Consider the following 19,107-nt stretch of genomic DNA (forward strand, 5'->3'; position numbering starts at 1 on the left):
GGGGACGACCGGGAACAAACCGGGCAGACCCGCGGTTCTGGACACTGGAACCCCTCGCGGCGGCTACCTCGAGAGCCCTGGTGGCTGATGACTCGAGAGCACCGCATAGACTGTTCCGTCGGCAACCATGCCTCTAGTCGGTCCCGGTTCACGTCATGCACATTCAGGCGACCCGGAGCCAGTTGAAAGGACACCCAATGAGGGCAGGAATTCACCCCACCTACGTGGACACCACCGTTGTCTGCGGTTGTGGCAACACCTTCCAGACCAAGAGCACCAAGGAGTCCGGCCAGATCACGGTCGAGGTCTGCTCCCAGTGCCACCCGTTCTACACGGGCAAGCAGAAGATTCTGGACACCGGCGGCCGCGTGGCCCGCTTCGAGGCCCGCTACGGCAAGCGCACCAAGGCTGCCAACTAGCTGTCCCGCCGACGCCCGGTCCCGCATTCGCGGGCCGGGCGTCGACGCGTTTGTGGACCTAGCAGCAGCGAGCTGAGACAGCTCACACATAATTTCCGGGTGTGCCAAGACCCGGCACCCCGATGGGAGGACCCGCGATGGCCGACAAGACGGCCCCCAACGCGATCGACGACATCCTGGCCGAGTACCAGGGGCTGGAATCCCAGCTCGCCGACCCTTCACTGCACAACGACCCGGGTGCGGCCCGTCGCGTGGGCAAGCGCTTCGCCGAGCTCGGCCCGATCATGTCGACCTACAAGAAGCTGACGTCCGCGCGCGATGATCTGGCCGCCGCCCAGGAACTGGCCGCCGACGATTCGTCCTTCGCCGCCGAGGTCCCCGGCCTGCAGGCGCAGGTGGAGGAGCTCGACAAGCAGCTCACCGACCTGCTCGCGCCGCGCGACCCGCACGACGGCGACGACGTCATCCTCGAGGTGAAATCCGGTGAGGGCGGCGAGGAGTCGGCGCTGTTCGCCTCCGACCTGGCCCGCATGTACCTGCGCTACGCGGAGCGGCACGGCTGGAAGGTCGAGGTGCTCGGCGTCACCTACTCCGATCTGGACGGGTACAAGGACGCCAGCTTCTCCATCAAGAGCAAGGAAGCCAGCCGCGACGGCGTGTGGTCCAAGCTCAAGTGGGAGGGCGGCGTGCACCGCGTGCAGCGCGTGCCGGTCACCGAATCCCAAGGGCGCATTCACACTTCGGCCGCGGGCGTACTGGTGTACCCGGAGCCCGACGAGGTCGAGGAAGTCGAGATCGACGACAAGGACCTGCGCATCGACGTGTACCGGTCCTCCGGCAAGGGCGGCCAGGGCGTCAACACCACCGACTCCGCTGTGCGCCTCACCCACCTGCCCACCGGGCTGGTGGTGACCTGCCAGAACGAACGGTCCCAGCTGCAGAACAAGATTCGCGCCAAGCAGGTGCTGGCCGCGCGACTGCAGGCCCTCATGGAGGAGCAGGCCGACGCCGAGGCCGCGTCCGGCCGCGCCGCGCAGATCCGCACCGTGGACCGCTCCGAGCGCATCCGCACCTACAATTTCCCGGAGAACCGCATCGCCGATCACCGCATCGGTTTCAAGGCGCACAACCTGGATTCGGTGCTGGACGGCAATCTCGAAGACCTGTTCACCGCTCTCGGCGAGGCCGACCGCGCGGCCCGCCTGGCCGCCGAATAAGCCGGGGGACAGCGGAAATGCGGATCGAGCGGGTAACGGCCGAGGCCACCGGCCAGGTGGCGGTCATCGACGCGGTGGCGGCACTGCGCTACGCGCTGTGGCCGGTGGAGGACGAAGCCGAGCACCGGGCCGAGCTGGCCGAACTGGCCGCGAGCCCCGACGCCGTCGTCCTGGTCGCACTGAGCGAGGACGCGGAACCCGTCGGCTACGCCGAGGCCAGCCTGCGCCGCGACTACGTCAACGGCTGCGAAACCTCACCGGTCGCCTTCCTCGAAGGCATTTTCGTGGCTCCCGGATACCGGCTGCACGGACTCGCGGGCGAGCTGTGCGAGGCGGTCGAGGCCTGGGGCCGCGAACTCGGCTGCAGCGAACTCGGTTCCGACGCCCTGCTCGAGAACGCCGTCGCCCACCGCTTCCACCAGTCCCACGGCTTCGAGGAGCGCGAGCGAGTGGTGTACTACCGCAAGAAGCTCTAGACCGGTACTCGCACGCCACGCCGCAGGCATCCGGACGCCACGCGGCAGGCATCCGGACGCCACGCCCGATGCCGTCGGCACGCGAGCGGTTGAGCGGGAGACCGTTCGAGGCAATCATTTTCGTGCGAGCATGTGCGTGGGGAGAAAGGCTGCGAAACCGTGAGTCGTGCACCATTGCGACCGGCCATCCGAGAGGCCGTGGCGATCCTGGCCACCGCCGGGGTTCCCAGCCCGCAGGCCGACGCGGAATACCTTGCGGCCCATGTGCTGGGTGTCGATCGCGGCCGCTTGGCGCTGATGCCGATGCTCACTCCCGACCAGCTCGAGGAGTACCGCAAGCTGGTCGCTAGACGCGCCGAACGCTTTCCGCTGCAACACCTTACGGGTACCGCCGCGATGGGTGAGATCGATCTCGCGGTCGGTCCCGGCGTTTTCATCCCGCGCCCGGAGACCGAGTTGATCTTCGCCTGGGCGCTGGCCCAGCTCGAACAGGTGGGCCACGAACACCAGCCGATCGTCGTCGACCTGTGCACCGGTTCCGGCGCGCTGGCCCTGGCCATCGCCCACGCCCGCCCCGACGTCCAGGTGCACGCCGTCGAACTCGACGCCGAAGCCTTGGCCTGGGCGCGTCGCAACGCCCTGCAATTGGCCGACGAGGGCGACAACCCCATCGACCTACACGCCGGCGACGTCACCGACCCCACCATCCTCGAACACCTCAACGGCACCGTGGACGTGGTGGTCTCCAACCCGCCCTACATCCCCGAGGACGCCCAACTCGACCCCGAGGTCATGGACCACGACCCCCACCGCGCCCTCTTCGGCGGCCCCGACGGCCTCGACGTCATCCGCCCCATGACCGCCACCATCGCCCGCCTCCTGCGCGAAAACGGCGCGGTAGCAGTCGAACACGACGACACCAACGGTTCCGGCGTCGCGGCGCTGTTCACGGCCCACGGCGGCTTCGCCGACATCGTCGAGCACCCCGACCTCGCCGGCAAACCCCGCTTCGTCGTAGCCCGCCGCACCGCGGACTGACCGGCTATTCGGCAGAGACCTCGACGCCGTGCCAGAAGGCGACGTGGTTCTTGATCTTTCGGGCCAGGGGACTGGGCTTGGGGTAGTACCAGGCGGCGTCGGGGTTTTCCTTGCCGTCCACGGTGACCGTGTAATAGCTGGCGATGCCCTTCCATGGGCACACGGTGTGGTGGGAGCTTTCGCTGAAGAATTCGTGCTTCAGCGAGTCGATCGGAAAGTACTGATTGCCCTCGACCTCCACGGTTTCGGCGGCCTCGGCAATGACCGTTCCGTTCCAGATCGCACGCATCATGGGGTGGTGCCTCCTTCGTCGATTCCGAGAATACGGCCGAATCCTGGCCGAAACCCGGCGCGACAGTGGCGCTGCGAGCGTCCCGTGCCAAGATGTCAGCCGTGAGTACTGTCTACGACTGTGCCGATCCCGACTCCCGTGCCGCCGGTCTGAGTGCCGCGCGCAGCACGCTGAAGTCCGGTCGGTTGGCCGTCATTCCGACTGACACGCTCTACGGCCTCGCCGCCGACGCCTTCGACAGCCAAGCCGTGAGCGCGCTGCTGGCCGCCAAGCGCCGGGGCCGCGATATGCCGGTGCCGGTGCTGGTCGGGTCGTGGAACACCATCGACGGGCTGGTCTTCTCGGTGCGCCCGCAGGCCCGCGAGCTGATCCGCGCCTTCTGGCCGGGTGGGCTGAGTCTGGTTGTGCAGCAGGCCCCTTCGCTGGCCTGGGATCTGGGCGACGCGCGCGGCACGGTGATGCTGCGCATGCCGCTGCACCCGGTCGCGCTGGAGCTGCTGCGCGAGGTCGGCCCGCTGGCGGTGTCGAGCGCGAACGTCTCCGGGCAGCCGCCCGCCACCACCGCCGCCGAGGCGCAGGCACAGCTGGGTGAGCTGGTCGGGGTGTACCTCGACGGCGGCCCGGCCGATCACGCGGTCGCCTCCACCATCGTCGATCTGACCTCCGACACCCCGCGCATCCTGCGCGAGGGCGCTGTCGCCGCGGAGAAGATCGCGGAGGTGCTCGGCATGTCGCCCGAGGAGCTGCGCCAGCCGGGCGAGCGGTGACGGCCCGTTAAATGCTGCTGAGTCAGGGCGTATTGAGCCAGGGCGCGGTCGTCCCGCTGCGGGAGCTGCTGCTGGTGCTGCTCGTCGCCACGGTCATCGCCTACCTGTCCACGGGTGGAATCCGGGTGCTGGCCATCGCCTTCGGGGCGGTGGCCATCCCGCGAGAGCGCGATGTGCACGTGAAGCCGATCCCGCGCATGGGCGGTCTCGGCATCTATCTGGGCCTGCTGGCCGCTGTGCTGTTCGCGCACCAGCTGCCTGCCCTGCGCCGCGGCTTCGACTACCCCAAGGACATTCCGGCCGTCCTGGCCGCGGCCACGCTCATCGTGCTGGTCGGCATCATCGACGACCGCTGGGGTCTGGACTGGCTGACCAAACTGGTCGGGCAGATCACCGCCGCGGGCGTGATGGCGGTGATGGGCCTGAGCTGGGTCGCCATCTACAACCCTTTCACCAACGAAACCGTGGTGCTGGATCCGCTGCAGGGCGGTCTGGTGACGGTCGGCATCACCGTCACCGTGGTGAACGCCATGAATTTCGTGGACGGCCTCGACGGTTTGGCCGCGGGCCTCGGTTTTATCGCGGCCGTCGCGGTTTTCGTGTTCACCGTGGGTTTGCTCTACGAGGTGGGCGGTTCCACCGACACCTATCCGCCGGCGTTGCTGGCCGCCGCGCTGGCGGGCGCGTGCCTGGGATTTCTGCCACACAATTTCTCACCGGCCCGGATATTCATGGGCGATACCGGTTCCATGCTCATCGGATTGATGCTGGCCGCGGTGTCCACGGGCGCTTCCGGTCGAATTCCGCTGCAGGGTTACGGCCCGCGCGACATCGTGGGTTTGCTGTCACCGCTGTTGCTGGTGGGTGCGGTGATGTTCATTCCTGTTCTTGATCTTGTTCTGGCCGTGATACGCCGCGTTCGCGCAGGTGTGAGTTTCTCCACTCCGGACAAAATGCATCTGCATCACCGTTTGCTGCAGATCGGTCATTCGCAGCGCCGCGTGGTCCTGGTGATCTATCTCTGGGTGAGCGTGCTCGCATTCGGCGCGGTCGGCACGTCGTTGATCTCGGATCGGCGCATGGTGGTGCTCGTGTTCGCGGCCGGACTGGTTTTCGCGCTCATCGTCACCGCGGTCCCGTCCTGGCGTGAGTTGCGTAACCCGACCCGCAAACCGCCTCACGATCGCCAGAACGTCGCCGGGTAGAGTTGCTGCCCGTGAGCACGCCTTCCACTCCCGGTCCCGACGCCCCGCTACGCGCGGCACTGCGCTACGGCATCGCCGGTTTGGCTGTGCTGGTTGTGGTTTCGGTCATCGTGTCGTCGATCTGCGCCGGCCTGCCCGGTCTGTGGGGAGCCCTGATCGGGTCCGCCCTCGGCGGTGCGTTCATTCTCACCACGGCCGCGTCGGTACTGTTCAGCGCGAAGATCGAGTCCGGCCTGCAGGGCATCGTGCTGCTCGGCAGCTGGGTCGGAAAGCTGCTGCTGGCAGTGGTTGTCGTCGCGGTGCTCAAGCAGTTCGACTTCTACAACCGCTACGCGCTGTTCTTCACGGTCATCGCCGCGCTGCTGATCGTGCTCGGCGCGGAGACGTACGGCCTTCTGCGCCATCGTGTTCCGACTGTCCAGACGGAACGTGACCTGTAGTTTCGCGCCCCCGCGCGACCCGGCGAAACACCGTCCGTCACGGGTTTCGCCTACCCCCTACGCATTGTCGTAGATAACTTGATAAACTCTTTACCTGTAGCCAACCGAATCAACAGGGGGGGTCGCCTGAGACCCGCCTGAGAGCAGGTTATGCTTCATGCCGTACCGGGCCCTCTGGGTTACCGGTTCTGCACCGTCGACGATGTCGCCGACGCGCGTACAGACGCCAGGGCGTGACTGCCACAGCTGCTGACGAACTTCGAGCCGACCTGAGTCGACCCACCAGATCGTCAATGTCCGATCGAACCGCAGGAGAAAACTATCTCCTGCGTTCCGACCACGGGAGAGAACGCTGAGCGTCACCTTTATGGCGAGCGAGTTCCACGCGCCGTCACTCAACGACTTCTTCCCTCCAGCAGTGCTGTTCGAGGGGACGCCTTTCGAGCTCGACCGTTTGATGCTCATTCGCATCCTCATGTCGGCCGTTCTCGTACTTGTCATGCTCGCGGCTTTCCGCCGCCCGCAGCTGGTTCCGCGCGGTCTGCAGAATGTCGCGGAATCCGGTCTGGTGTTCGTCAAGGAACAGATCTGCGACGAGGTGCTGGGTAAGGAATCCGGCAAGAAGTTCTTCCCGCTGATCGCGTCCATCTTCTTCACGGTGCTGTTCCTGAACGCCTCGGGTGTTATTCCGGGCCTGAACATCTCGTCGAACGCGCGCATCGGCATGCCCCTCGTGCTGGCAGTGGTTGCCTACGTCACCTTCAACTACGTGGGCATCAAGAAGTACGGCTTCCTGAAATACATGCGCTCGTCCATCGTGGTGCCCAATGTGCCGCCCGCGCTGCACGTGCTGCTGATCCCGATCGAGTTCCTCTCGACCTTCGTGTTGCGCCCGTTCACGCTGACCGTCCGTCTCATGGCGAACATGCTGGCAGGCCACATCATGTTGGTGCTGTTCTTCAGTGCCACCCAGTTCTTCCTGTTCAGTGCCACCTGGATGACGGTGTTCTCACCGTTCTCGCTGCTCGCGGGCTTCGGCTTCACGCTCTTCGAGCTCCTGGTGGTCTTCCTGCAGGCGTACGTGTTCGCGCTGCTGACCGCTGTGTACATCGGTCTGGCGCAGCACGCCGACTCTCACTGACCGACCGCACCAACACCACAAACCTGCCACACACGCCGCCTGAGGCGGGTGGGCGACAGAAAGGGAAAGACACCAATGAGCAGCACCCTGACCTTCCTGGCCGAGAACGCTCCGACCGCCAAGGGCTACGGCGCCATCGGCTACGGTCTCGCCGCGATCGGCCCGGGCATCGGCGTGGGCATCGTGGTCGGCAAGGCCATCGAGGGCATCGCCCGTCAGCCCGAGCTGCAGGGCACCATCCGGACCACCATGTTCCTGGGTATCGCTTTCACCGAGGCCCTGGCGCTGATCGGTCTCGTCGCCGGCTTCATTTTCTGATTCCGGCAAAAGACTAGGAATCAACGATGAACAACATTGTTTTGCTCGCGGCCGAGGAGGACATCAATCCCCTCGTCCCGAAGACCTACGACATTGTCTGGTCTGCGATTGTCTTCATCGTTATCGCCTTTGTCTTCGCCAAGTACGTCGTCCCGCGCCTGACCAAGGTGCTGGACGAGCGGACTCAGAAGATCGAGGGCGGTATCGCCAAGGCCGAGGCCGTGCAGGCCGAGGCTCAGGCCACGTTGCAGCAGTACCAGGAGCAGCTGGCCGAGGCTCGCCTCGAGGCCGCTCGCATCCGTGAGGAAGCTCGCACCCAGGGTGCGTCGATCCTCGCCGCGATGCGTTCCGATGCGCAGGCCGAGGCCGACCGCATCGTGGCCGCGGGACACTCGCAGCTGGAGGCACAGCGTCAGCAGATCGTGACCGAGCTGCGGTCCGAGCTGGGCCGCACCGCGGTCGACCTGGCCGAGAAGATCATCGGTCAGTCGGTGGCCGACGAGGCCAAGCAGTCGGCGTCGATCGACCGGTTCCTTTCGGAACTGGACGCGAACGCCGGCATCGGGGTCGGAAGGTAACGAGCCGAAAGTGGGAAGCATGTACGCAGCGAGCCGCGAGGCGAGTTCCCGTGCGCGGGAAGCTCTTCGGGCCGCTCTGACCGGTAGCGACACCGTCGCGGCTACTACGGGGTCGGAACTGTTCGCCGTTGTCGCCGTCCTCGACGACCAGCGTTCGCTGCGTGTGGCGCTCGCGGATAAGTCGGTGTCGAGTTCGGTGCGCGCCGAGCTGGCCGAACGCGTCTTCGGCGGCAAGATCAGCGGAACCACCCAGGCCGTGCTGACCACTGCGGTGGCCCAGGACTGGTCGCGGACCCGCGATCTGGTGGACACGCTGGTCCTGCTCGGCCGCGAAGCGCTGTTGCGCGCCGCGGACGAGCGTGGCCGCCTGACCGCCGTCGAGGACGAGCTGTTCCGGCTGGGTCGCATCATCGATGACAACCCGGACCTGGAGCAGGCCTTGCAGGACCACGGCAAGCCGGCTGCGGCCAAGCGTGCCCTGGTGCAGGGTCTGCTCGCGGGCAAGGTCGAGGACATCACCCTGCAGCTGGTCGAACAGGCCGTGGTGCGCCACAAGGGCGATTCCGGTCAGGCCATCGATGAGCTGTCCGATCTGGCGGCCTCGCTCCGGGAGCAGATCGTGGCGCACGTGCGCGCCGCGGTGGCCCTGACGCCGCAGCAGCGCGAGCACCTCGCCGCCTCGCTGCAGCGCATCTACGACAAGCCGATCACCGTGCACGTGCAGGAGGACCCGACCTTGCTGGCCGGCGTCGTCGTGCGCGTGGGCGACGACCTGATCGACGGCAGCGCCATCGGCCGACTGCAGCGCTTGCGCCAGTCTCTCACCTAGAGACGACGCCGAGAAGCGCAGTAACACACCGACATTCGAGACCCACAGCGAGAGCAGGAAGAACATGGCGGAGCTGACGATCTCCCCCGATGAGATCCGTAGCGCGATCGAGAGCTACACCCAGAGCTACACCCCGGAGACCTCCATCGAAGAGGTCGGTGTCGTCACCGACACCGGCGACGGTATCGCCCACATCAGCGGGCTGCCGTCCGCGATGGCCAACGAGCTGCTGGAATTCCCCGGCGGCGTCCTCGGCGTGGCGCTGAACCTGGAGGACACCGAGATCGGTGCCGTCATCCTGGGTGAGTTCGACACCATCGAAGAGGGCCAGCAGGTGCGACGCACCGGCGACGTGCTCTCGGTTCCGGTGGGCGACAAGTTCCTCGGTCGCGTCATCAACCCGCTGGGCGCCCCGATCGACGGCCTCGGCGAGATCGAGGCCGAAGAGCGTCGCGTGCTCGAGCTGCAGGCCGCCACCGTGCTGGAGCGCCAGCCGGTCGGTGAGCCGCTGGCCACCGGCATCACCGCGATCGACGCGCTGACCGCCATCGGCCGCGGCCAGCGTCAGCTCGTTATCGGCGACCGTAAGACCGGCAAGACCGCGGTCTGCATCGACGCCATCATCAACCAGAAGGCCAACTGGGCCACCGGTGACCCGACGAAGCAGGTGCGCTGCATCTACGTCGCCATCGGCCAGAAGGGCTCCACCATCGCGGGCGTGAAGGCCGCGCTCGAGGCGCACGGCGCGATGGAGTACACCACCATCGTCGCGGCGCCCGCGTCGGACTCCGCCGGCTTCAAATGGCTTGCGCCGTACACCGGTTCGGCCCTCGGCCAGCACTGGATGTACCAGGGCAAGCACGTCCTGATCGTGTTCGACGACCTGTCCAAGCAGGCCGAGGCCTACCGCGCCATCTCGCTGCTGCTGCGTCGCCCGCCGGGCCGCGAGGCGTACCCGGGTGACGTCTTCTACCTGCACTCGCGTCTGCTGGAGCGTTGCGCCAAGCTGTCCGACGAGCTCGGTGCCGGTTCCATGACCGCGCTGCCGATCATCGAGACCAAGGCCAACGACGTCTCGGCGTTCATCCCGACCAACGTCATCTCCATCACCGACGGTCAGGTGTTCCTGGAGTCGGACCTCTTCAACAAGGGTGTCCGTCCGGCCATCAACGTCGGTATCTCGGTGTCCCGAGTCGGTGGCGCCGCGCAGACCAAGGCCATGAAGCAGGTCGCCGGTTCGCTGCGTCTGGAGCTGGCCTCCTACCGTGAGCTGGAGGCGTTCTCCGCCTTCGCCTCCGACCTGGATGCGGCCTCGCTGGCGCAGCTGGAGCGTGGTGGCCGCTGGGTCGAGCTGCTCAAGCAGGACCAGTACTCCCCGGTCGCGGTCGAGGACCAGATCGTTTCGCTGTTCCTGGTCGACGCCGGCTTCTACGACTCGGTTCCGGTCGGCGATGTCCGTCGCTTCAACAGCGAGCTGCTCGAGTTCCTGCACGGTTCCGTGCAGTCCTCCTTCGATGCCCTGCAGGGCGGCTCGAAGAAGATCGAGGGCGAGCCGGCCGAGGCCATCAAGGTCGCGACCGACAAGTTCAAGCAGGGCTTCCTGGCTTCCGATGGCAGCCGCGTGGTCGAGGCCGAGGCCGACAAGCTCGATCACGAAGAGGTCGAGTCGCTGTCTGTCACTCGCAAGCACGTCGAGAAGTAAGAACGGCGAAGCTGATGCGACTGTCTGACTCGAGGAATGAAGGGAGTGTGAACCGCTAATGGCAAGCGTGCGCGAACTGCGCTCCCGTATTCGTTCCGTGAGCTCGATCAAGAAGATCACCAAGGCGCAAGAGCTGATCGCGACCTCGCGAATCAGCAAGGCGCAGGCCCGGGTTGCGGCTGCCAAGCCGTACGCGGAGGAGATCACCAAGGTGCTCGCCGAATTGGCAAGCGCCAGTGGCAATCTCACCCATCCGCTGCTCACCGAGCGGCCGAACGCGCGGCGTGCCGCGGTACTGGTGATCACCAGTGACCGTGGCATGTGCGGTGGCTACAACTCCAATGTGCTCAAGCGCACCGAGGAGCTGCTGACCACCCTGCGCGCCGAGGGCAAAGAGCCGGTGCTGTACGTGATGGGCTCGAAGGGCCTGACCTACTACACCTTCCGTGGTCGCTCGACCAACGGTGCGTGGACCGGTTTCTCCCAGGCGCCCAACTACGCCGATGCCTCCGCCGCCTGCAACCACCTGGTCGAGGCGTTCATGGCGGGCGCCGACGGCGAGGTCGCCGCCCCCAACGGGGTCGGCACCATGGCCGGCGTCGACGAACTGCACATCGTCTACACGCGTTTCGTGTCGATGCTGTCGCAGGTCCCCGAGGTGCGTCGCCTGGCTCCCATTCAGGTGAGCTATGTCGACGAGAACTTCGAACTGGGTGAGGACTCCTTCAGCGACGGCAACTCGGATCCGGTTGCCCAGTACGAGTTCGAGCCGGACGCGGACCGCCTGCTGGGCGCGCTGCTGCCGAAGTACATCAACACTCGGATCTACTCGTCGCTGCTCGATGCAGCGGCGTCGGAGTCGGCTGCGCGCCGCACCGCGATGAAGGCCGCCACCGATAACGCGACGGATCTGGTGAATTCACTGACCCGTACCGCGAACTCGCTGCGCCAGGCCGGAATCACGCAGGAAATCACGGAAATCGTCGGTGGCGCCAACGCGCTGGCGTCGAGCTCGGACCGCGACTAGACACGGAAGAGAACCAATGACCGCAGCTGTCACTAACGAAACCCGGGTTGGCGCCGGCACTGGCCGCGTCTCCCGCGTCATCGGCCCCGTGGTGGACGTCGAGTTCCCGCGGGGCTCGATTCCCGAGCTCTACAACGCGCTGAACGTCGACATCGAGCTCGCCTCCGTCGCCAAGACGCTGACCCTCGAGGTCGCACAGCACCTGGGCGACAACATCGTTCGCACCATCTCCATGCAGCCGACCGACGGTCTGGTGCGTGGCGTGGCGGTGCGCGACACCGGCAAGCCGATCTCGGTTCCGGTCGGCGATGTCGTCAAGGGCCACGTCTTCAACGCGCTGGGCGACTGCCTGGACACCCCCGGCCTGGGCCGCGACGGCGAGCAGTGGGGCATCCACCGCCAGCCGCCCGCCTTCGACCAGCTCGAGGGTAAGACCGAGATCCTCGAGACCGGCGTGAAGGTCATCGACCTGCTGACCCCGTACGTCAAGGGCGGCAAGATCGGTCTGTTCGGTGGTGCCGGTGTCGGCAAGACCGTTCTGATCCAGGAGATGATCACCCGTATCGCTCGCGAGTTCTCGGGCACCTCGGTGTTCGCGGGCGTCGGTGAGCGTACCCGTGAGGGCACCGACCTCCACCTGGAAATGGAAGAGATGGGCGTCCTTCAGGACACCGCCCTCGTCTTCGGCCAGATGGACGAGCCGCCGGGCACGCGTATGCGCGTCGCCCTGTCGGCCCTGACCATGGCGGAGTACTTCCGCGATGTGCAGAACCAGGACGTGTTGCTCTTCATCGACAACATCTTCCGGTTCACCCAGGCCGGCTCCGAGGTCTCGACCCTGCTGGGTCGTATGCCCTCGGCCGTGGGTTACCAGCCCACCCTGGCGGACGAGATGGGTCAGCTCCAGGAGCGGATCACCTCGACCCGTGGCCGTTCGATCACCTCGATGCAGGCGATCTACGTCCCCGCCGACGACTACACCGACCCGGCGCCGGCGACCACCTTCGCCCACCTGGACGCGACGACCGAGCTTTCCCGCCCGATCTCGCAGAAGGGCATCTACCCGGCCGTCGACCCGCTGACCTCGACCTCTCGTATCCTCGAGGCTTCGATCGTCGGCGAGCGGCACTTCCGGGTGGCCAACGAGGTCAAGCGGATCCTGCAGAAGTACAAGGAACTGCAGGACATCATCGCCATCCTCGGCATGGACGAGCTCTCCGAAGGCGACAAGGTCCTCGTGGGCCGTGCCCGTCGTCTGGAGAAGTTCCTCGGCCAGAACTTCATCGTGGCCGAGAAGTTCACCGGCCAGCCGGGTTCCGTCGTGCCGCTGGAGCAGACGATCGACGACTTCGATCGCGTCTGCAAGGGCGAGTTCGACCACCTGCCTGAGCAGGCGTTCAACTCCTGCGGTGGCCTGGACGACGTCGAGGCTGCTGCGAAGAAGATCGCCGGGAAGTAGTCACCCATGGCAGATATGTCCGTTGATCTGGTCGCCGTCGAGCGACTGGTGTGGTCGGGCCGGGCGAGCTTCGTCTCGGCCCAGACCACCGAGGGCGAGATCGGCATCCTGGCCGGCCACGAACCGCTGCTCGGGCAGCTGGTCGAGGGCGGCACGGTGACCATCGTGTCCGACGACGACGAGCGCATCGTCGCCGCGGTGCACGGCGGTTTCTTCTCGGTCACCGCCACTTCGGTGCGTGTGCTGGCCGAGTCCGCCGAATTCGCCTTCGACATCGACGAGGCGGCCGCCAAGGCCGTTGTCGCCGATGCCGATGCGAGCCCGGCCGCGCTGGCCAAGGCCCAGGGCCAGCTGCGCGCTCTCGAGAAGGCAGCCCAGGGCTAGTCTCTCGACGCAGAACAAAAGGCGGCGGCCCCAAGGGATTTCCCTTGGGGCCGCCGCTTTTTCGTCTCAGTCGAAGGTCAGGATCGGTTTGATGGTGCCGCCGTGGTGGGCGTCGTCCAGCGCGGTGTCGATATCCGCGAACTTGTAGGTCTTGCTGATCTTCTCGATCGGGAACTTGCCCTCGGCATGCCATTGCAGCAATTGCGGAATGAACTGCTGCGGATCGCCACTGCCCTCGATGCAGCCGCGCACGGCCTTCCCGTTTCCGGTGAGGTGGCCGATTTCCAGGTCCATGCTCGCCTCGCCCAGGCCCACGAGCACCAGCGTGCCCATGGGGGCCAGCGCTTCCAGTCCCTTGGCGATCACGGCATTGATGGCCGTGGTGTCGAGGGCGAAGTTCGCGCCGCCGTTGGTTGCCGCCTGAATCTGCGCCACCACGTCCTCGGCCGCACCGTCGATGGTGACATCCGCGCCGAGCTCCTTGGCCACGGCCAGCCGCTCCGCGGAAAGGTCAATGGCCACAATGGTTCCCGCGCCGATCGCGCGCGCGGCCATCAGGGCGGCCATGCCCACGCCGCCGACGCCGAAGATGGCGATCGAATCGTTGGGGCCCGGCTTCATGACATTGGCGACCGCGCCCGCGCCGGTCTGCACGCCGCATCCGAAGGGGGCGGTGGCCACCAGGTCGATGTCATTGCCCACCACCACGACACTGCGCGCGGGCACCAGCGCGTGGGTGGCGAAACTCGACTGCCCGAAGAACGCGCCCATGACGCGTTCGCCATTGCTGCTCAGCGGCGAAGTGAAATCCGAACGCCCGCCGGAGGTGTTGAGAATGACGAAATTCTCGCAATAGGGCGGAAGCCCGTTGACGCAACGGGAACAGGTACCGCAACTGGCATAGGTGAGCAGCACATGATCGCCCACTTCGATTCCGGTTACTTCCGAGCCAATGCGTTCGACGATGCCGGATCCCTCGTGTCCGAGCACGATCGGCAAATCGGCGGGAAACACGCCCTTGGTGACCAGGTCGGTGTGGCAGACGCCGCTCGCGACGATGCGCACCAGCACCTCGCCCGGTCGCGGGTCCTCGAGCTCGAGGGTCTCCATCGAGAACGGCTTATCCGCTCCCCGGGCCACCGCAGCGGTGATTTCCACGGAATCTCCTTCCAAGACATCCCAATTGTCCGGAGCATAAGAACCTGTTCCAGTTTTGGGCCATCCCGGATCCTACTGAGCGGGCCTGCGGTTGGGAACCGGTCCGCCGCGGCTGGTAAGCGCCAACGGATTTCCGTTATCTCGTGGCGAAATTGCGACGCCGGTTACACCGTGTGGTTAAATGCAATCGCCGGTCAACGGATGTGATCTGAAGCATCCCGCAAAGTCTCGGCAATCCAGCATTCTCAGCTTTACCTCCACGATGCAGGCTGCACGATGAGCGAGGGGTTGATGAGCGGGCTTCGTATTGGCAAATGGGGGGTGGCCGCCGCTGCTGTCGCGGTCGCCCTCGGATTCTTCTCACCGGGTGCGGCGAACGCGGACGCCGTGGTGCCGCTCCCGGACGGGCACATCGAGGGCCCGGGCGTGAAAATCACCAGTATCGGTGAGCGCGCGATCATTTCGCCGTCCCTGGCGGCCAACGGCGCGGGCCGCACGTCCTGGGTGAGCGGCAACGTCACCGCCGACGTGGACACCCCGGACGGGAATGTCGGACCCAACAACGGTCCGAAGAACTTTCCGGGCACCAACAACTCGGGAACCCACGGGTCCTCGAACCTCACCACCGGATACATCATCGGATGTCAGGTGAACCTGGGTGTGCTGAGCGCGAACTCGTCGTTCGCGCTGAGCCTGACGCCCAGCATCGCGGGCGGGTTCAGCTTCCCGATCTCGCCGGGGCAGGTGGTCTGGGTCTCGATCAACAACATCGAGTTGATCAAGAGCGGTACCTACACCATCAACTACCAGGACATTCCGATGGAGATCCAGGGCTGCGGCGGGTACGCGCAGGCCCGGCAGGTCTCCGTGGTCGAGATCATCGGCGCGGACTATTCCAAGGTCACCCTCTACGGTCAGCCGTTCAGCATCGGCTGACGCTTCCACTTCAAGGGAAGGGATCGTATGTACGGCAAGGGAATTCGCATCCGGGGTGGCAAGGTACTGGGTGTCGCGCTGGCCGCCGTGGTGGGTTGCGGGTTCAGCCCGACGGGAGTGGCGCACGCGGACACGTTCGTCCCGCTGCCGGGCGGCAGCATCTCCCGGCAGCTCGCCGACGGCACCAATCTGATCGTGCGGATCGAGAACGAATCGGCGAAGATCAGCGGCTCCATGGGTGATACGCCGATGCACCGCAATGTGTGGACCACGGCCCGCGGTGTGGTGGATCTGGACGGACCGAGTGCGTCGAGCGCCACGATCAAGATCAGCCCCGGCTATATCGTCGGCTGCCAGGTGGACATCGGGTCGTTCTCCCCGAGCGAGAACGCGAGTGAATCGGCGACGGTGGCCAGCAGCGGGATCACGCCGGGTGTGCCGACCGAATCCATGGGCGCGGGCATCAGTCTGGGCCCGGGCCAGGCCAAGGCGCTGCTGATGCTCGACCTCGAGAAGCCGGACGACTACGGCCAGGAATCGCACAAGCGCTACAACAAGACGCTCGGCCCGCACGCCAGCGTCACCTGGGTCGACGAGACCTTCGCCGTCGACGGCTGCGGTGGCTACGCTCAGGCTCGGGCCTTCATCGCTGCCGAGGTCGACAGCACGAACTTCATCGGCAACCTGGTGCTTTACGGTCAGCCGTTCAGCATTGGCTGATATATCTTCTGCGCCTCGCTGAACAGCGCATACGTCACATTCGGTGGATGGCCGGACTCCGCCTTTCCCGGGTCGCTAGTATCGACCGAAAGCGGGGCCCGGCCGCAGGCCGGTTCGTGATCGACAGCAACGCGGATGTGAAGGGACGGAGCGGCATTGCAAACCGGGATGTGGCTTCTGATCATTCTGGTGCTTTTGCTTGTCGGTTTGGCCCTGGCCTCGACCTATCGCCTGGTGATGCTCCGCCGCGGCGGCACGGCCGCACTGCTGCGGGTGCTGCCCGCGCGCGGGCACGGTGGCGGTTGGCGGCACGGCCTCATCCGCTACGACGAAGACACGCTCCTCTTCTACAAGCTCTCCAGTTTGAAGCTGGGTCCGGACTCCACGATGCGCCGGCTCGCGATCGAGATCGGTCCGCGGCGGTCCCCGCAGGACGACGAGTACGACATCATGACCGACGAGGTCATCGTCATGTGTTCCGACGGCGACGGCAGCTATGAGCTGGCGCTCGATCGCGGGGCCATGGCGGCCTTCCTGTCCTGGGTGGAATCCCGCCCCTCCGAGCGCATTCGCCGCCGCCGCGCCGGATAGCGCAAGGGCTAAGGTGACCGTGTGAGCGTGCACCTGACTCGGATCTATACGCGGACCGGCGATGACGGTACGACCGGTTTGAGTGATTTCTCCCGGGTGGCCAAGACCGATCCGCGCTTGATCGCCTACGCCGACTGTGACGAAACCAATGCGGCTCTCGGCGTCGCCATCGCGCTCGGAGCGCCCGACGAGCGGATGCTCGGTGTGTTGCGTTCCATTCAGAACGATCTCTTCGACGCCGGCGCGGACCTCTCCACGCCCGTGGTCGCCGAGCCCAAGTACCCGCCGCTGCGCATCACGCAGGACTACATCGACCGCCTCGAGAAGTGGTGCGATGAGTTCAATGAGCCTCTGGCACCGTTGAATTCGTTCATCCTGCCCGGGGGCACACCCCTCGCCGCACTGCTGCACACGGCCCGCACGGTCGCGCGACGCGCCGAGCGAGCGGCCTGGGCGGCGGTCGACGCCCACCCGGACGACACGAGTGTGCTGCCCGCGAAATACCTCAACCGGCTGTCCGACCTGCTGTTCATTCTGAGCCGTGTAGCCAATCCGGACGGCGACATACTTTGGCGGCCGGGCGGAGACGCCGCGAGCACGGGATCCGACCACTAGGCTGACCCCCGTGAGTGAACGGTTTCTGGTGACCGGGGGCAGCAGGCTCGTCGGTGAGGTCGCGGTAGGCGGCGCGAAGAACAGCGTCCTCAAGCTGATGGCCGCAGCGTTGCTGGCCGAGGGCACGACCACCATTACCAACTGCCCGGACATCTTGGATGTGCCGCTGATGGCAGAGGTGCTGCGTGGTCTCGGCTGCGATGTCACGGTGAACCACGAGACCGTGACCATCGTGACCCCCGCGGAACCCAAGTACCACGCGGACTTCCCGGCGGTCACCCAGTTCCGCGCTTCGGTGTGCGTCCTGGGTCCGCTCATGGCGCGCTGCAAGCGGGCGGTTGTCGCGCTGCCCGGCGGTGACGCGATCGGTTCGCGTCCCCTCGATATGCATCAGCAGGGTCTGCGCCTACTCGGCGCGACCTCCGAAATCGAGCACGGCTGCCTGGTCGCGCGGGCGGAGGAGCTGCAGGGCGCGCGGATTCGCCTCGACTTCCCGTCGGTGGGCGCGACCGAGAACATCCTGATGGCCGCGGTGCTCGCCGAGGGCGAGACCGTCATCGACAATGCCGCGCGGGAACCGGAGATCGTGGATCTCTGCAACATGCTGGCGCGGATGGGCGCGAAGATCTCCGGTGCCGGTACCTCTGTACTGACCATCGAAGGTGTCGACAAGCTCGCGCCGACCACGCATCGGGTGATCGGTGATCGCATCGTCGCCGCGACCTGGGGCATCGCCGCCGCCATGACCACCGGTGACGTGCGGGTCACGGGTATCAATCCCAAGCACCTGTCGCTGGTGCTGGACAAGCTGCGCTCGGCCGGCGCCCGAATCTCGTTCGAACCGGATGGTTTTCGCGTGGTGCAGGCGGATCGCCCGCGCGCGGTGAACTTCTCGACCCTGCCGTTCCCGGGTTTCCCCACCGATCTGCAGCCCATGGCCATCGGCCTGGCCGCGATCGCGGACGGCACCTCGATGATCACCGAGAACATTTTCGAAGCGCGCTTCCGCTTCGTCGAAGAGATGATCCGCCTGGGTGCGGATGCCCGTACCGATGGGCATCACGCTGTGGTGCGCGGGATTCCGCGACTGTCCTCGGCTCCGGTGTGGTCCTCCGACATTCGCGCCGGCGCCGGTCTGGTGCTCGCGGGTCTGGTCGCCGACGGTGTCACCGAAGTGCACGACGTCTTCCACATCGACCGGGGTTACCCGGATTTCGTGGAGAACCTGCGCTCGCTCGGAGCCGAGATCGAACGGGTCGGAACCACCGACTGAACAACCGGTGTCGGGACGGGTTCGCGAAAACCCCTCCTGAACAGGCGATTTGACATGCGAACAACCAACACGTAACTTATTCCAGGTCAGAGCGACACGGACACCGACTCCGGTGAGACGAGCTTCGCCTGATGATCACACTAGCTCCCAACTACCAGCGGATTTGGTTCTGCTGCGCGTCTGGGGCTAAGCTTGAAAAGTTGCCTCACGATCGAGCGGGACATAGAGCCCGGGAGATCGTTTGTGCGTGTGTTCTTTGAGAACTCAATAGTGTGTCGATGAATGTCAGTGCCAAATATTTTATTTGGTTCCGGCCATTCTCACCCCCGTGAGAGTGTGTCGGACATTTAGTCAGCAAATACTTTTGCTGGCGTTTGATTTTGCCAAGGTTTTCGGACTCTGGTTAATTCTTCCGATTACATCCGCGAGGATGGATTCGAGAGTCTTCAACGGAGAGTTTGATCCTGGCTCAGGACGAACGCTGGCGGCGTGCTTAACACATGCAAGTCGAGCGGTAAGGCC

Annotated in this window: 22 protein-coding genes and 1 rRNA gene; 21 read left to right on the forward strand and 2 right to left on the reverse strand. The window is 65.7% G+C overall.

Translation table 11 applies throughout. From position 1 onward, the window contains the following. Window positions 1–197 precede the first annotated feature (197 nt). The 4 genes from rpmE to prmC all read left to right on the forward strand — a co-directional run bounded on the left by rpmE (window position 198) and on the right by prmC (window position 3,150). On the forward strand, window positions 198–419 hold the full coding sequence (gene rpmE / locus ACFXHA_RS42330) for a 50S ribosomal protein L31 (RefSeq protein WP_379366549.1): 222 nt from the start codon (window positions 198–200) through the stop codon (window positions 417–419). 137 nt (window positions 420–556) lie between these two features. After that, window positions 557–1,636, forward strand: coding sequence for a peptide chain release factor 1 (gene prfA, locus ACFXHA_RS42335; RefSeq protein WP_379366551.1), 1,080 nt, complete (start codon window positions 557–559; stop codon window positions 1,634–1,636). 17 nt (window positions 1,637–1,653) lie between these two features. Beyond that, window positions 1,654–2,112, forward strand: coding sequence for an aminoglycoside 6'-N-acetyltransferase (gene aac(6') / locus ACFXHA_RS42340; protein ID WP_379366553.1), 459 nt, complete (start codon window positions 1,654–1,656; stop codon window positions 2,110–2,112). Window positions 2,113–2,271: 159 nt separating this feature from the next. Continuing rightward, window positions 2,272–3,150: a peptide chain release factor N(5)-glutamine methyltransferase gene (prmC, locus tag ACFXHA_RS42345; RefSeq protein ID WP_379366555.1), complete on the forward strand. Its 879-nt coding sequence runs from the start codon at window positions 2,272–2,274 to the stop codon at window positions 3,148–3,150. Window positions 3,151–3,154: 4 nt separating this feature from the next. Here the strand turns inward: prmC and ACFXHA_RS42350 are convergent, their stop codons facing one another. Then, window positions 3,155–3,442, reverse strand: a complete 288-nt coding sequence (locus tag ACFXHA_RS42350; protein ID WP_379366557.1) for a DUF427 domain-containing protein — start codon at window positions 3,440–3,442, stop codon at window positions 3,155–3,157. A 101-nt stretch (window positions 3,443–3,543) separates the two neighbouring features. On the opposite strand from ACFXHA_RS42350, the gene ACFXHA_RS42355 reads away from it, so the two are divergent. From ACFXHA_RS42355 to ACFXHA_RS42405, 11 genes are all read left to right on the forward strand, one after another. Next, a complete protein-coding gene (locus ACFXHA_RS42355) occupies window positions 3,544–4,209 on the forward strand; it encodes an L-threonylcarbamoyladenylate synthase (protein WP_379366558.1) in 666 nt (221 codons plus the stop codon). Between the two features lie 11 nt (window positions 4,210–4,220). Further along, a complete protein-coding gene (locus ACFXHA_RS42360; RefSeq protein ID WP_379366560.1) occupies window positions 4,221–5,414 on the forward strand; it encodes an MraY family glycosyltransferase in 1,194 nt (397 codons plus the stop codon). 11 nt (window positions 5,415–5,425) lie between these two features. Beyond that, complete coding sequence (locus tag ACFXHA_RS42365) at window positions 5,426–5,854, forward strand: hypothetical protein (protein WP_379366562.1); 429 nt, start codon at window positions 5,426–5,428, stop codon at window positions 5,852–5,854. Between the two features lie 367 nt (window positions 5,855–6,221). Then, a complete protein-coding gene (gene atpB / locus ACFXHA_RS42370; protein ID WP_379366563.1) occupies window positions 6,222–6,995 on the forward strand; it encodes a F0F1 ATP synthase subunit A in 774 nt (257 codons plus the stop codon). 75 nt (window positions 6,996–7,070) lie between these two features. Further along, window positions 7,071–7,313, forward strand: a complete 243-nt coding sequence (locus tag ACFXHA_RS42375) for an ATP synthase F0 subunit C (RefSeq protein WP_379366565.1) — start codon at window positions 7,071–7,073, stop codon at window positions 7,311–7,313. Between the two features lie 26 nt (window positions 7,314–7,339). Further along, window positions 7,340–7,891, forward strand: coding sequence for a F0F1 ATP synthase subunit B (locus tag ACFXHA_RS42380; protein ID WP_379366567.1), 552 nt, complete (start codon window positions 7,340–7,342; stop codon window positions 7,889–7,891). A 19-nt stretch (window positions 7,892–7,910) separates the two neighbouring features. Further along, the gene (locus tag ACFXHA_RS42385) at window positions 7,911–8,720 is read left to right on the forward strand and encodes a F0F1 ATP synthase subunit delta (RefSeq protein WP_379366569.1); all 810 of its coding nucleotides are present in this window, start codon (window positions 7,911–7,913) and stop codon (window positions 8,718–8,720) included. 64 nt (window positions 8,721–8,784) lie between these two features. Next, window positions 8,785–10,422 (forward strand): F0F1 ATP synthase subunit alpha, encoded by a 1,638-nt coding sequence (gene atpA, locus ACFXHA_RS42390; protein WP_379366571.1) that lies wholly within the window; start codon window positions 8,785–8,787, stop codon window positions 10,420–10,422. Window positions 10,423–10,480: 58 nt separating this feature from the next. After that, a complete protein-coding gene (locus ACFXHA_RS42395) occupies window positions 10,481–11,449 on the forward strand; it encodes a F0F1 ATP synthase subunit gamma (protein ID WP_379366573.1) in 969 nt (322 codons plus the stop codon). A 16-nt stretch (window positions 11,450–11,465) separates the two neighbouring features. Next, window positions 11,466–12,908 (forward strand): F0F1 ATP synthase subunit beta, encoded by a 1,443-nt coding sequence (atpD, locus tag ACFXHA_RS42400; protein WP_379366575.1) that lies wholly within the window; start codon window positions 11,466–11,468, stop codon window positions 12,906–12,908. Window positions 12,909–12,914: 6 nt separating this feature from the next. After that, window positions 12,915–13,292: a F0F1 ATP synthase subunit epsilon gene (locus tag ACFXHA_RS42405; protein ID WP_379366577.1), complete on the forward strand. Its 378-nt coding sequence runs from the start codon at window positions 12,915–12,917 to the stop codon at window positions 13,290–13,292. A gap of 66 nt (window positions 13,293–13,358) precedes the next feature. Here ACFXHA_RS42405 and ACFXHA_RS42410 read toward each other — a convergent pair whose 3' ends face one another. Continuing rightward, window positions 13,359–14,450, reverse strand: coding sequence for an NAD(P)-dependent alcohol dehydrogenase (locus ACFXHA_RS42410; protein WP_379366579.1), 1,092 nt, complete (start codon window positions 14,448–14,450; stop codon window positions 13,359–13,361). 276 nt (window positions 14,451–14,726) lie between these two features. Here ACFXHA_RS42410 and ACFXHA_RS42415 point away from each other — a divergent pair, with 276 nt between their 5' ends. From ACFXHA_RS42415 to ACFXHA_RS42440, 6 genes are all read left to right on the forward strand, one after another. Next, complete coding sequence (locus ACFXHA_RS42415; protein WP_379366581.1) at window positions 14,727–15,386, forward strand: MspA family porin; 660 nt, start codon at window positions 14,727–14,729, stop codon at window positions 15,384–15,386. A 27-nt stretch (window positions 15,387–15,413) separates the two neighbouring features. Further along, window positions 15,414–16,106 (forward strand): MspA family porin, encoded by a 693-nt coding sequence (locus tag ACFXHA_RS42420; RefSeq protein ID WP_379366582.1) that lies wholly within the window; start codon window positions 15,414–15,416, stop codon window positions 16,104–16,106. A 168-nt stretch (window positions 16,107–16,274) separates the two neighbouring features. After that, a complete protein-coding gene (locus ACFXHA_RS42425) occupies window positions 16,275–16,697 on the forward strand; it encodes a DUF2550 domain-containing protein (RefSeq protein ID WP_379366584.1) in 423 nt (140 codons plus the stop codon). Between the two features lie 21 nt (window positions 16,698–16,718). Further along, entirely contained in the window at window positions 16,719–17,312 is a 594-nt protein-coding gene (locus ACFXHA_RS42430; protein WP_379366585.1) for a cob(I)yrinic acid a,c-diamide adenosyltransferase, read from the forward strand. A gap of 10 nt (window positions 17,313–17,322) precedes the next feature. After that, complete coding sequence (gene murA, locus ACFXHA_RS42435) at window positions 17,323–18,585, forward strand: UDP-N-acetylglucosamine 1-carboxyvinyltransferase (protein WP_379366587.1); 1,263 nt, start codon at window positions 17,323–17,325, stop codon at window positions 18,583–18,585. 446 nt (window positions 18,586–19,031) lie between these two features. Continuing rightward, window positions 19,032–19,107, forward strand: a 16S ribosomal RNA gene (locus ACFXHA_RS42440); the annotation flags it as partial.

This window comes from Nocardia sp. NPDC059240 (assembly GCF_042753865.1).
Classification (GTDB): domain Bacteria; phylum Actinomycetota; class Actinomycetes; order Mycobacteriales; family Mycobacteriaceae; genus Nocardia.